8 protein-coding genes and 2 pseudogenes are annotated in these 12640 nt (G+C 73.2%); 3 read left to right on the forward strand and 7 right to left on the reverse strand.

The annotated features are described in order from the left end of the window. Window positions 1-52 precede the first annotated feature (52 nt). Window positions 53-1081: an LLM class flavin-dependent oxidoreductase gene (locus ACZ5CZ_RS00335; protein ID WP_468937907.1), complete on the reverse strand. Its 1029-nt coding sequence runs from the start codon at window positions 1079-1081 to the stop codon at window positions 53-55. A 233-nt stretch (window positions 1082-1314) separates the two neighbouring features. On the opposite strand from ACZ5CZ_RS00335, the gene ACZ5CZ_RS00340 reads away from it, so the two are divergent. Continuing rightward, window positions 1315-1647 carry an ATP/GTP-binding protein gene (locus ACZ5CZ_RS00340; protein ID WP_385839922.1) on the forward strand — a complete coding sequence of 111 codons (333 nt, stop codon included), beginning with the start codon at window positions 1315-1317 and terminating at the stop codon, window positions 1645-1647. Window positions 1648-1651: 4 nt separating this feature from the next. Here the strand turns inward: ACZ5CZ_RS00340 and ACZ5CZ_RS00345 are convergent, their stop codons facing one another. From ACZ5CZ_RS00345 to mce, 6 genes and pseudogenes are all read right to left on the reverse strand, one after another. After that, window positions 1652-2530 carry an ABC transporter permease gene (locus tag ACZ5CZ_RS00345; RefSeq protein WP_385839921.1) on the reverse strand — a complete coding sequence of 293 codons (879 nt, stop codon included), beginning with the start codon at window positions 2528-2530 and terminating at the stop codon, window positions 1652-1654. Continuing rightward, window positions 2527-3816, reverse strand: a complete 1290-nt coding sequence (locus ACZ5CZ_RS00350; RefSeq protein ID WP_385839920.1) for an ABC transporter ATP-binding protein — start codon at window positions 3814-3816, stop codon at window positions 2527-2529. The genes ACZ5CZ_RS00345 and ACZ5CZ_RS00350 overlap by 4 nt, the downstream gene beginning before the upstream one ends. A 203-nt stretch (window positions 3817-4019) precedes the next feature. Next, the gene (locus ACZ5CZ_RS00355; RefSeq protein ID WP_385839918.1) at window positions 4020-4955 is read right to left on the reverse strand and encodes a coiled-coil domain-containing protein; all 936 of its coding nucleotides are present in this window, start codon (window positions 4953-4955) and stop codon (window positions 4020-4022) included. Window positions 4956-5138: 183 nt separating this feature from the next. Next, window positions 5139-6311: pseudogene (locus ACZ5CZ_RS00360) on the reverse strand (hypothetical protein); the annotation flags it as partial. A 132-nt stretch (window positions 6312-6443) separates the two neighbouring features. Then, a pseudogene (gene scy / locus ACZ5CZ_RS00365) lies at window positions 6444-9305 on the reverse strand (polarized growth protein Scy); the annotation flags it as partial. A gap of 206 nt (window positions 9306-9511) precedes the next feature. Then, complete coding sequence (gene mce, locus ACZ5CZ_RS00370) at window positions 9512-9952, reverse strand: methylmalonyl-CoA epimerase (protein WP_450784507.1); 441 nt, start codon at window positions 9950-9952, stop codon at window positions 9512-9514. Between the two features lie 148 nt (window positions 9953-10100). Here mce and ACZ5CZ_RS00375 point away from each other — a divergent pair, with 148 nt between their 5' ends. Together ACZ5CZ_RS00375 and meaB are read left to right on the forward strand one after the other, a co-directional pair. Continuing rightward, window positions 10101-11300, forward strand: a complete 1200-nt coding sequence (locus ACZ5CZ_RS00375; protein ID WP_385839914.1) for an acetyl-CoA C-acetyltransferase — start codon at window positions 10101-10103, stop codon at window positions 11298-11300. A 46-nt stretch (window positions 11301-11346) separates the two neighbouring features. Then, on the forward strand, window positions 11347-12303 hold the full coding sequence (gene meaB, locus ACZ5CZ_RS00380; RefSeq protein WP_385839912.1) for a methylmalonyl Co-A mutase-associated GTPase MeaB: 957 nt from the start codon (window positions 11347-11349) through the stop codon (window positions 12301-12303). Window positions 12304-12640 lie beyond the last annotated feature (337 nt).

The following is a 12640-nucleotide window of genomic DNA, read 5'->3' on the forward strand; positions in this document are numbered from 1 at the left end:
CCCCCAGGTGGCTTGCGCGTCGGCGCCCGCGGCCGCAGCCCCCGGCGCCGGCTCAGCGCAACTGCGGCAGCACCTCGGCGCCCAGGCGCCGTACGTTCTCCTCGGTGGCCGCGAGGTCGCCCGACCCCTCGACCAGCAGCGCGAAGCGGGAGATCCCGGTACGTTCCGAAGTGGCCGCGAGCCGGTCGGCGGCCAGCCGCGGCGTGCCCACCGGGTGCAGCCCGCAGAGCAGCTCCGTGTAGGCATGCGGATCGCGCATCGCCCGCACCCGTCCGTCGACGGTGACATGGGCCTCCAGCCCCTGCCGCAGCCAGCCCGGCATCGCCTTCAGCAGGGTCTCCGCCGCCTCCGTGCGCCGGTCGGCGAGCTGACACACCCCGGCCGAGACATGCCCCGCCGTCGCGATCTCCTCGGCCGGCCGGCCCGCCGCGCGGGCGCAGCGCCGCCACAGGGCGACCATCTCGGCCTTCTCCTCGTCCCCGACATGCATCCCGAGCAGCATGGGCAGCCCGCGCTCGGCGGCCAGCCGGACGCTCGCCGCGGAGGTGCAGGCGACCACCACCTCGGGCCCGGGCACCTCCGTCAGCGCCTCCGACGGACGCGGTACGACGGGCACCTCGCGGAACCGGAACCGCTCGCCGGCCGCCCCCACCGCCGGCTCGCGCAGCCAGCGCAGCAGCAGATCGAGCGACTCCGGGAACCCGTGTTCGTACGCCCCGAGGCCCGCGCCGAAGACCTCCAGGTCCACCCAGGGGCCGCCGCGGCCCACCCCGAGCGTGAACCGCCCGCCGCTCGTCATATGCAGCAGCGCGGCCTGTTCGCCGAGGGCGACCGGGTGCGCGGTGGGCAGTACGCTGACCGCCGTACCCACCCGGATCCGGCGGGTGCGGCCGAGCAGCAGCGCGGCCAGGGTGATCGCGGAGGGGCATGTGCCGTAGGGCACGAAGTGGTGCTCGGCCAGCCAGACCGCGTCCAGCCCGGCCTCCTCGGAGACCTCCGCCGAGCGCACCGCCCGGTGCAGAGCCTCCCCGGCGCCCTGGCCGGGGAACTGTGCGGCCAGCACAAAACTACCTACGTGCATCGCGTTTTCCTGCTTCCTTGGCTCCGACCGGAGCTCCCCCACCCGGCATAACCGGCTGACACGTGCGCAGGACACGGCTCCGCGAGGAGATTTGCGGATTGTCTTCAGAATGGGTCGTCCGGCAGGGGGACTTGTGCGGATTGCTTCCGCATTCGTTCTGTACGCGTACCCCACTCGGCGGCGCGTAGGCTGGAGTCGGCCCGTGCTCCCTGTACAGCCCCGAGAGGTGTCCCGTGTCCCCGCGTCGCAACCGCCCGAAGGCAGCCGGCTCGTCCGGCCGGAGCGCCGAGGACGACCGGGCCGGCCGGTACGGCGGCTGGCAGTCCACGGAGAGCTGGCAGGGCGAGGAGTGGAGCGTGCGCCATGTCGCGGGGGCGAGCGCGCAGGGCAAGACCTACCGCTGCCCGGGCTGCGACCAGATGATCCCCTCCGGCGTCCCGCACGTGGTGGCCTGGCCGGAACACGCGGGCGTGGACGACCGCCGGCACTGGCACAAGGCCTGCTGGAACGCGAAGGACCGCCGCACCACGCGGGTGCAGCGGTCCCGGAACGCCCCGAGGTTCTGAGGCGTCAGACGTCCCGGCTCCGCAGCAGGGCGAACGCACCGGCGTACGCGGCCGCGGTCAGGCCCAGCATGATCCACAGCGGGTCCCAGCCGGTCGGGCCGGAACCGCCGAGGTCGTTGCCGTAGAAGACGGCCAGCTGGCTCGGGATCGAGTACTCGAACAGCCACTGCTGCACCCGGTGCAGCGAGGACGTGCTCATGAACAGGGCGATCACCAGCGGCGCCAGCACCGCGCCGATCATGATCGTGATGGCGCCCGCGGAGTGCCGGATGATCGAGCCGACCAGCAGCGAGAGCAGCCCGAGCAGCGCGAGGTAGAGGCTCACGCCGACGGTGTCCTTGAACCAGTCCCCGCCGGACGGCGTCATCGCGCTGGTGCCGCTCAGCATGGACGCGTGGATCATCCCCACGAAGGCCGACGACGCCAGCGTGATGACGAAGGACACCGCGAAGAACACGATCGACTTGGCGGTGAGCACCCGGGCCCGGTCCGGGCACGCGGTCATCGTCGTACGGATCATGCCGGTGCCGTACTCCGAGGCCGTGGTCAGCACGCCGAGCGTGATGACGCACATCGAGCCGAGGAGCAGCCCGAAGAACCCGAAGGAAAGCGGGTTCTGGCCGTCCAGGGAGGAGGAGTGGGCCTTGGCCAGGGCGCCGGTCATCAGGCCGATGGAGACCACGAGGGCCACGAAGACGCCGAGCGTCCACATCGTCGACCGCACCGACTTGATCTTCGTCCACTCGGAGGCCAGCGCATGCCCGAGGTGGGTGCGCACGACCGGGATGGGCGAGGTGTAACCGGGGTACGGTCCGCCGGGCGCCGCCTGCCAGTCGGGCGCGGACGCGGGGGCCTGCGGCATCGGGGGCTGGTGGCTGCTCATCGGGCTTCCTCGGGCTTGGTCAGGTCGGCGGGGGCGGGAGCGGGTGCGGCGGCCGGGGGTGTCGCCGGGGGAGTGGCGGGGGCCGCGGGCATCGCCGGGGCGGCGCCCTGGGGCCCGCCCGGCTGGGCGTACGGGTTCGGGTCCGAGCCGGTCGGGGGCTGGCCGTACGGGTTCGGGGTGTCCGCGCCGGGGGCGCCGTACGGGTTCGCCGGGGCGCCGCCGTACGGGCCCGCCTGCGGCATCGCGAAGGGCTGGCCGCCCTGCTGGGGCGGCGGCGGGGCGTACCAGCCGGGCTGGCCCTGGCCGGGCACCGGCATCGGCGGCTGCGCGCCGGGCGGCGGCGCCTGCTGGAGGCCTTCCTTCTGGTCGACGGTCGAGCGGTAGTCCACGGCGCCCTGCGTCATCCGCATGTACGCCTCCTCCAGCGAGGCCTGGTGCGGCGACAGCTCCCACAGCCGGACGTCCGCCTCGTGCGCGAGGTCGCTGATCCGGGGCAGCGCCAGCCCGGTCACCCGCAGCGCGCCGTCCTGCTCGGGCAGCACATGGCCGCCCGCCTCGGTGAGCGCCGAGGTCAGCTTCTCGCGCAGGTGCGGCTCGGTGTCGGGGGTGCGGACGCGCGCGAAGTCCGCGGAGTTGGCGGAGATGAAGTCCTTCACGCTCATGTCGGCGAGCAGCTGGCCACGGCCGATCACGATGAGGTGCTCGGCGGTCAGCGCCATCTCGCTCATCAGATGCGAGGAGACGAAGACCGTACGGCCCTCGGCGGCCAGGGCCTTCATCAGGTTGCGCACCCAGAGGATGCCCTCCGGGTCGAGGCCGTTGACCGGCTCGTCGAAGAGCAGCACCTGGGGGTCGCCGAGGAGCGCGGCGGCGATGCCGAGCCGCTGTCCCATGCCGAGCGAGAAGCCCTTGGAGCGCTTCCTGGCCACGTCCTGGAGGCCGACCACGCCCAGCACCTCGTCCACGCGCCGGGCCGGGATGCCCGACAGCTGGGCGAGGCTCAGCAGGTGGTTGCGCGCGCTGCGGCCGCCGTGCACGGCCTTGGCGTCGAGCAGCGCGCCGACCTGACGGGGGGCGTTGGGCAGCTTGCGGTACGGGTAGCCGCCGATGGTCACCGTGCCGGACGTCGGGTTGTCCAGCCCGAGGATCATCCGCATGGTGGTCGACTTGCCGGAGCCGTTCGGGCCGAGGAAGCCGGTCACGGTGCCGGGTCGTACCTGGAAGGAAAGGTTGTACACGGCGGTCTTGTCGCCGTAGCGCTTGGTCAGGCCTACAGCCTCGATCATGCTCCGCACCCATCGAATGGTTCAGGACAGCGGGGCGCATGCCCCCGTAAGGGTTAGGAGGATATCCGGGCGCTGACGGTTCCGCCCAAGAGAAGGCAAAGCCCCCTGCCATGAGACAGAGGGCTCGTCCAAGCGCCCCAAAGGGGCGCGGGGAACTGCGCGACCAGCCACAAGCGGCCCCGCAGCTCCCCGCGGACCGAAACCTACCGCGACTGCTGCGCCGGCACCCCGCGCGAGATGGGCTCGTCGTCCGTCGCAGAGCCGGCGGCAGCCACGGCCGCACCGGTCAGCGTCGCCAGCATCTCCCGGACGTTCGTCAGCTGGGCGTTGATCGAGTCGCGGCGGTTGGTCAGCGCCGCCAGCTCGCGCTCGGATTCCGAACGGATCCGGTCGGCCTTGGCGTTCGCGTCGGCCACGATGTCCTCGGCCTGGCGCTGGGCGGTCTCCACCGTCTGGCGGGCGCGGCGCTCGGCGTCGGTGCGCAGCTTCTCCGCCTCCAGGCGCAGCTGCTCGGCGCGGTGCTCGATCTCCGCCAGGCGCTTCTCGGCCTTCTGCTGCCGCGAGGCCAGGTCGCGCTCGGACTGCTCGCGGCGCTTGGCCAGGTTGGTCTCGAAGTCCGCGGCGGCCTGCGCGGCCTTGGCGCGGGTCTCCTCGAAGAGGGCGTCCGCCTCCTCCCGCTTCGACTGCGCGTCCTTCTGCGCCTCGGCCCGCAGCTGGGACGCGTCGGCCTTGGCCTTCTCGACGATCCGGACGCCCTCGTCCTCGGCCTTGGCCTTGCGCTCGGCCGCGAACGCCTCCGCGTCGTTGCGCACCTGCTGGGCCGCGGACTCGGCGAGGTCGCGGTGCTGCTCGGCCGCGCGCCGGGCCTCCTCACGCAGCTCCTTGGCCTCTTCCTCGGCCAGCCGCAGGATCTTCTCGACGCGCGCGCCGAGACCGGCGTACGACGGCTCCGCGTCGCTGACCTGGGCCTGGGCGTTCTGCGTTTCGAGGTGCAGCTCCTCGATGCGCTTCTCCAGGGCGGTGATCCGGGCGAGAGCGCTGTCACGGTCGGAGACGAGCTTGGAGATACGTTCGTCCACCTGAGCGCGGTCGTACCCACGCCGCACAAGCTCGAAGCCGTAGGGGGAAGTGTCGCTCATGGGGTTCCTGTCGAATGAGACCGGTGAGGTGATAAGGGGAATCCTAGGGGCCGAAGCGGTGTGTCATCGAGCGGATACGGATTTGATCTGGAGAATGGCACCTCTTTTGAGTGGCTGACCGGCGGACTGCTTGCCAAGGACTCGGGCAAAGCCCCCAGAAAACACCGGAAACCCCTCCGCGTGCTAGCCGTCTGACGACTTGCCACCCGATCGGGGGGCGCCCACGGTGGCACTCGCCTTGACTCCGCCGTCCTTGCCGGCCGCCGGCGTCTCGAAGGACTCCAGCGCCTCCAGGACATCCTGGACCCGGGAGATCTCCGCGTTGATGTCCTCCCGCCGGCGCACCAGGATCTCCAGCTCGCGCTTGCCCTCCTCGACCGTGCGCCGCGCCTCCCGGATCGCCTCGGCCTTCAGCTCCTCGGCCTCCTTGACCAGGCGAGCCTTCTTCAGCTCGGCCTCCTTCAGCAGGCCCTCCGCCTTCTTGACGGCGGCGATGCGCACCTTGCCGGCCTCCGAGTTGGCGTCCGACACCAGCTCCTTGGCCTTCGCCTCGGCCTTCTCCAGCTGCTCCTCGGCGGCCTTGATGAGCGCGTCGCAGCGGTCGCCGGTGGACTTCATCGTCTCGGCGGCCTCCCGGCGGGCCCGCTCGTGCAGCTCCTCGATCTCGCTGGTGATCCGGTCGCGCAGCTCCTCCGCGCGCTCCCTTATGGCGGTCGCGTCCCGGCGGGCGCCGACCAGCAGCTCGTCGGCGTCCGTACGGGCCTTCTCGACCAGCGAGTTGCCCTCGATGGTCGACTCGGTGACGATCCGCTCGGCCTCCGTGCGGGCCGCGCCCACCATCGTGTCGGCCTGCGACTCCGCGTCCGCGGTGGTCTTCAGCGCCTGCTCCTGCGCCTCGGCGAGCAGCTTGTCGACCTCGGCGGTGGTCTCGGTGATGAGCGTGTCGACCTGCTCGGCCGCCTCCGAACGCCGCTTGTTGGCTTCCTTGCGCGCCTCGTCCAGGGTCCGCTCGGCCTCCTCGCGCGCCGAGCCGACGAGCCGCTCGGCCGCCTCCTCCGCGTCCGCCTTCAGCTGCTCGGACTCCGCCCGCACCCGCTCGGCGTGCGCCTGCGCCGAGGCGACCGTCTCCGCGGCCTCGGCCCGCAGCCGCTCCGCCTCGTCGGAGGCCTCCCCGATCAGCTGCTCGGCGCTCGCCACCGCCTCCGCACGGACCCGCTCCACCTCGGCGGCGGTCTCCGCGGTCAGGCGCTCGGCCTCGGTGACGGCCTCGGTGCGGACGCGTTCGGCCTCGGCGGCGGTCTCGTTGGTGAGCCGTTCTGCCTCGTTGCGGGCCTCGGTGATGAGGGTGTCCGCCTGGGTGGCCGCGTCCGAACGGATCCGGTTGGCGTCCTCGCGGGCCTCCGCCCGGGTACGCGTCGCCGCCTCGGTGGCCTCGACGAGCGCCTCCGACGCCTCCCTGCGCACCCGCTCCGCCTCCGCGGCGGTCTCCGCGGTCAGGCGCTCGGCCTCGGTGAGGGCCTCGGTGCGGACGCGTTCGGCCTCGGCGGCGGTCTCGTTGGTGAGCCGCTCGGCCTCGTTGCGGGCCTCGGTGATGAGGGTGTCCGCCTGGGTGGCCGCGTCCGAACGGATCCGGTTGGCGTCCTCCCGGGCGTCCGCCCGGGTACGGGCCGCCGCCTGGTCGGCCTCGGCCAGCGCGTCCGACGCCTCGGTACGCACCCGCTGGGCGTACTCGCCCGCGTCCGCGCGCAGCCGCTCGGCCTCCGCCACCGCCTCGACGACCGTACGCTCGGCCAGCTCCTTCGCGGCCTCCGACTCCTCGGCCGCCTCGCGCCGGACCCGCGAGGCGTCCTCGCTCGCCCGCTCCCGCTCGGCGTAGGCGTCGGCGCGGACCCGGTCCGCCTCCTCCTCGGCCTCCCGCCTGGTCCGGTCCGCCGCGACCTCCGCGGCCGACCGCAGCCCGGCGATCTCCTCCTGCGCCTGCTCGTGCAGCCCGGCGACGGAGTCCCGCACCTGCTGGGCGTGCAGCTCGGCGGCCGACACCATCTCGGTGGCGCGCCGGTCGGCCTCCGCCACCAGCCGGACCGCCTCGGCCTGCGCCTCCTCCACGCGCTTGCGCGCCGAGGCCAGCAGCTCCTCGCTCTGCTCGCGGGCCCGCTCACGCTCCTGGTCCGCCTCCGCCCGCGCGGAACCGAGGACTTCCTCGGCCTCCCGGCGGCGCCGGGCGGCCTCCTCCTGCGCGGCGGCCAGCGTCTCGGACGCCTCCGCGGCGAGCCGCTCGGCGGCGGCCTGCGCCTCGGCACGCACCCGGTCGGCGGTCTCCTGCGCCTCGGTCTTCAGCCGCTCCGCCTCGGCGGCGGCCTCCGAACGCAGCCGTACGGCGACGGCCTCGCCCTCGGCACGGGACGCGGACGCGTCGGACGCGGCCTCGGTCCGCAGCCGGTCGGCCTCGGCCTCGGCCTGCTGCTGGAGCGTACGGATCCGGTCCGCCGACTCCGCGCGCAGCCGCTCGGACTCCTCCGCGGCCTCCCGGCGGATCCGGGCGGCCTCCTCCCGGGCCTCGGTCAGCGCCTGCTCGGCCGATGCCAGCCGCTCCTGCGCCTCCGACTGCAGCCGGGCCAGCTCCTCGGCGGCCTCGCTGCGCCGGGTCTCGACGGCCTTCTCGGTCTCCTCGCGCAGCTCCCGCGCCGCCTTCTCGGCGTCCCCGCGGACCGTCTCGGCCTGCTCGTCGGCCTCGGCGCGCAGCCGCTCGGCCTCCTTGCGGGCCCGCGCCAGGGTCTCCTCGGCCTGCCGGCGCAGACCGGTGGCGCGCTCGATGGCCTCGGTGCGGACCTTCTCGCTGTCCGCGGTCGCGGTCCGCCGCAGCTCGTCGGCGTCCGCCTTGGCCTTGGCCAGCAGCTCCTCGGCGGACCTGGCCGCCTCCTCGATCTGCGCGACCGCCTCCCGGCGGGCCTCCGCGCGGATCGACTCGCCCTCGGCGACCGCGTCGGCGCGCAGCTGCTCGGCCTCGCCGCGCAGCCGGCGCGCCTCCTCCTGGAGCTCGACCGTCTTGGCGCGGTACTCCTTGGTGTCGTCCTTCGCCGCGCCCTTGAGCTGCTCGGCGATGTCGTGCGCCTCGGCGCGCAGCCGGTCCGCCTCGGCCTCCGCCTCGGTGCGGATCCGCTCGGCCTCCTCGGCGGCGGCCTTGGTGGTCTTCTGGGCCTCCTCGGAGGCCTTGTTCAGGACCTCCTCGGCGGTCCGGGCGGCCTTGGACAGCTGGGTAGCCGTCTCCTCGGCCGTGATCGAGCGGGCCTTCTCGGCGGCCTCCGCGACGATCTTCTCGGCCTCGGCCCGGGCGTCCGCGACCAGCTGCTCGGCCTCGGACCGGGTGGACTCGGCCTCCTTGGTGGCCTCCTCGACCAGCCGGGCGACCTGCTCCTTCGCGGTACGCGTGCGCGCCTCGCCGGCGGCCTCCGCGGCCGCCAGGGCCTTGGCGGCGGCCTCCTTGGCCTCCGCCTGCACCTTCTCCGCCTCGGCCTGCGCCTTGCGCAGCGCCTCCTCGGCCGCCGTCATCCGCTCCTCGGCGGCCCGGGTCAGCTCCGCGGCCTGCCGGCGCGCGGTGTCCGACTCGCTGACCGTGGTGGAGCGCAGCTGCTCGGCGTGCTCGGTGGCCTCCTGGGCCTGCGTGGAGGCGGCGTTCAGCAGCCGCTCGGCGTCCGCGCGGGCGCGGCGCAGCAGCTGCTCGGCCTCCGCGCGGGCCGCCTCGGCGTCGGCCTGGAGCCGCTCCCGGGCCTCCCGGGTCAGCCGCTCGGCCTCGGCCCGGGCGGTGGCCATGGCCTGCTCGGCCTCCGCGCGGGACTCCTCCAGCAGCCGGCGGGCCTGCTGCTCGGTACGGGAGCGCAACTGCTCCGCCCAGGCGACGTTCTCGTTGACGTGCGACTCGACCGTGGCGCGCCGCTCGGCCAGCTCCTGGTCCAGCTGCTGGCGCCGGGTCACCGCCTCCTGGTGCAGCTCCGCCTGGAGCCGGGCCGCCTGCTCGGCGTGCTCCTGGAGGATGCGCTGGGTCTGCGCGCGGGCCTGGCTCAGCTCCCGCTCCGCGTCCTGACGCAGCTGCTCGGCCTGCATCTGGGCGTTGCGGAGCAACTGCTCGGCCTGGTAGCCGATGTCCCCCGCGTCGTAGGCGGGCCGGGTCATGAGGGTGCGCCGCGCCTCGTGCAGCTTGGCGCGCAGCACCTCGACCTGGTAGCCGAGGTCCTCGGCGTGCTGGATCGCCTTCTCGCGCTCGGTCCTCAGCCGCTTCATCTCGGCCTCGAACCGAGAGAGGTGGTCGACGTCAGCCGCCGGCTCTCGCTCCTGGCTCTCGTAGCCCCGCACTGCGCGGTCCCATCCGTCCCCTGGTCAGCTTCTCCAACGAGCTCCGTCCATCGGCCGAACGGGGCCCCCGGGGAATGGTGTCAGATCAACGGCGGAGCACGGGCTGCTGCCCCGACGCTCGTCCCCCGAAACCCGGACCCCGGCATGTGGTCACCCCGGTTTCGGGGACGACCGCCCCCAACCCTACCGGCCCTTATGTACGAGGGTCAGTGCTCGGGCGACTCAACAGGCGCCGAAGTGACCAGTTCTGTCAGAACACCGTGGCAGTCCTTGGGGTGCAGGAACGTGATCCGCGACCCCATGGAGCCCCGCCGGGGCTCGTCGTACAGGACGCGGACGCCCTTGTCCCGGATCTGTGCGGAGTCCGCGTCGACGTCCGCCGTACCGAAGGCGATGTGGTGGACGCCCTCGCCGTTCTTCGCGAGCCACTTGGCGACCGTGGAGTCCTCGCGGATCGGTTCGAGCAGCTGGAGGTAGGAGGCGCCGCCGTCCGAGGTCTCGTTGATCTTGAGCATGGCCTCGCGCACGCCCTGCTCCTCGTTGACCTCGGTGTGGAACACCTCGAAGCCGTAGGTGGCCCGGTAGAACTCGACGGTGGCGTCGAGGTCGTGGCAGGCGATCCCGATGTGGTCGATTCGCGTCAGCATGGATTCAGTGCAGCGCCCCGACGGTGGTTACGCAACGTGCGCGCGATCACACCGACGGCCCGGTGACGGCACGGAGTGCCACTCAGTACATTCGAAGTAAACCCTCGTTCACTCCTCGGCTGTGCAGCCGGTAAGGGGATCGCAGCTCATGTCTTCAGGAACGACCAGCTCGGTGATCGTCGCGGGCGCCCGTACGCCCATGGGACGGCTGCTGGGCTCCCTCAAGTCCTTCTCCGCGGCCGACCTGGGCGGCGTCGCGATCAAGGCCGCTCTCGACCGCGCCGGCATCGGCGGCGACCAGGTGCAGTACGTGATCATGGGCCAGGTGCTCCAGGCCGGCGCCGGCCAGATCCCCGCCCGCCAGGCCGCCGTCAAGGCCGGCATCCCGATGAACGTCCCGGCGCTCACCATCAACAAGGTGTGTCTCTCCGGCCTCGACGCGATCGCCCTGGCCGACCAGCTGATCCGCGCCGGCGAGTTCGACATCGTGGTGGCCGGCGGCCAGGAGTCCATGACCAACGCCCCCCACCTGCTGCCGAAGTCCCGCGAGGGCTTCAAGTACGGCGCGGTGGAGATGCTCGACGCCATGGCCTACGACGGTCTGACCGACCCGTGGGAGAACATCCCCATGGGCGAGTCCACCGAGAAGCACAACACCCGCCTCGGCATCGGCCGCGCCGAGCAGGACGAGATCGCCGCCCTCTCCCACCAGCGGGCCGCCGCCGCGCAGAAGAACGGCCTGTTCGAGGCCGAGATCACCCCGGTGGAGATCCCGCAGCGCAAGGGCGACCCGGTCCTGTTCAGCAAGGACGAGGGCATCCGCCCCGACACCACGGCGGAGTCCCTGGGCAAGCTGCGCCCGGCCTTCACCAAGGACGGCACCATCACGGCGGGGACCAGCTCCCAGATCTCCGACGGTGCCGCCGCCGTGGTCGTGATGAGCAAGGCCAAGGCCGAGGAGCTGGGTCTCACCTGGCTCGCCGAGATCGGCGCGCACGGCAATGTGGCCGGCCCGGACAACAGCCTCCAGTCCCAGCCGTCCAACGCCATCCAGCACGCGCTGAAGAAGGAGGGCCTGGAGGTCTCCGACCTCGACCTCATCGAGATCAACGAGGCCTTCGCCGCCGTGACCGTGCAGTCAATGAAGGACCTCGGCGTGTCCACGGAAAAGGTGAACGTCAACGGCGGCGCCATCGCGCTGGGCCACCCGATCGGCATGTCCGGCGCCCGCCTCGTGCTCCACTTGGCGCTGGAGCTGAAGCGGCGGGGCGGCGGGGTCGGCGCGGCCGCGCTGTGCGGTGGCGGCGGCCAGGGCGACGCGCTGATCGTCCGGGTCCCGAAGGCCTGACCTCTCTCTGTACGTCGTACGTCGCTGAAGTGAACGGAGCTGTGTGATGCAGGACGTCTCCTCTCTGGTGGCCCAGGCCAGGGAAGGCCGGCCGCGGGCCGTGGCCCGGCTGATCTCCCTGGTGGAGGGGGCGTCCCCGCAGCTGAGGGAGGTCATGGCGGCCCTGGCCCCGCTGACCGGCAACGCCTATGTGGTCGGCCTGACCGGCTCCCCGGGCGTCGGCAAGTCCACGTCCACCTCCGCGCTCGTCACGGCGTACCGCAAGCAGGGCAAGCGGGTCGGCGTGCTGGCCGTCGACCCGTCCTCCCCGTTCTCCGGCGGCGCCCTGCTCGGCGACCGGGTCCGGATGTCGGACCACGCCTCCGACCCCGGCGTCTACATCCGCTCCATGGCCACCCGCGGCCACCTCGGCGGCCTCGCCTGGGCCGCGCCCCAGGCCATCCGCGTCCTCGACGCGGCCGGCTGCGACGTGATCCTGGTCGAGACGGTCGGCGTCGGCCAGTCGGAGGTGGAGATCGCCTCCCAGGCGGACACCTCCGTCGTCCTCCTGGCCCCCGGCATGGGCGACGGCATCCAGGCGGCCAAGGCGGGCATCCTGGAGATCGGCGACGTCTACGTCGTCAACAAGGCCGACCGGGACGGTGCCGACGCCACCGCCCGCGAGCTGAACCACATGCTGAGCCTCGGCGAGTCCCGCGGCCCCGGCGACTGGCGCCCGCCGATCGTGAAGACGGTCGCGGCCCGGGCCGAGGGCGTGGACGAGGTCGTCGAGGCACTGGAGAAGCACCGCGCGTGGATGGAGGAGCGGGGCGTCCTCGCCGAACGCCGCACCGCCCGCGCGGCCCGCGAGGTCGAGACGATCGCCGTCACCGCCCTGCGCGAACGCATCGGCGACCTGCACGGCGACCGCCGCCTCAGCGCCCTCGCGGAACGGATCGTCTCCGGCGACCTCGACCCCTACCGAGCAGCGGACGAACTGGTAGCAGGCCTCACCCAATCCTGACCCCCGGAGACTCCGCAGACGCACGAGACGCCCGCCCGGCGCGGACTCGCACCACGCGGGCGGCGCACGGCCCTGCGCGGCTTCACCGCCGGAGTGGGCCGTCGCCGAGTGTTGCGGGGTGGGGTAGCGGAGTCCCGTCGTCGTCCCGCCCCAGGCACTGAGCGCGGCCTGCTCGCCGGTGCGGGATCCCGCGGCCTGCGCGCCCCAGCCGATGGCGTACGACCCGTTGCGTCAGCGGCTCCGGCGACTCCACGGCCGGTTGCCTCCGGGCGCGGGGCGTCCTCGCCGAGTCCGGCGGTGCTGGTGCGCGTGGTCATGCCGACCGGGGCTGAGCCCG

Source organism: Streptomyces sp. NPDC031418 (genome assembly GCF_055581605.1).

What these genes read in the sequence shown, in the direction of transcription:
- ACZ5CZ_RS00335 (WP_468937907.1), bottom strand. Translation starts at nt 1,081, where the DNA reads ATGCACGTAGGTAGTTTTGTGCTGGCCGCACAGTTCCCCGGCCAGGGC.
- ACZ5CZ_RS00375 (WP_385839914.1), top strand. Translation starts at nt 10,101, where the DNA reads ATGTCTTCAGGAACGACCAGCTCGGTGATCGTCGCGGGCGCCCGTACG.
- mce (WP_450784507.1), bottom strand. Translation starts at nt 9,952, where the DNA reads ATGCTGACGCGAATCGACCACATCGGGATCGCCTGCCACGACCTCGAC.
- ACZ5CZ_RS00355 (WP_385839918.1), bottom strand. Translation starts at nt 4,955, where the DNA reads ATGAGCGACACTTCCCCCTACGGCTTCGAGCTTGTGCGGCGTGGGTAC.
- meaB (WP_385839912.1), top strand. Translation starts at nt 11,347, where the DNA reads ATGCAGGACGTCTCCTCTCTGGTGGCCCAGGCCAGGGAAGGCCGGCCG.
- ACZ5CZ_RS00350 (WP_385839920.1), bottom strand. Translation starts at nt 3,816, where the DNA reads ATGATCGAGGCTGTAGGCCTGACCAAGCGCTACGGCGACAAGACCGCC.
- ACZ5CZ_RS00345 (WP_385839921.1), bottom strand. Translation starts at nt 2,530, where the DNA reads ATGAGCAGCCACCAGCCCCCGATGCCGCAGGCCCCCGCGTCCGCGCCC.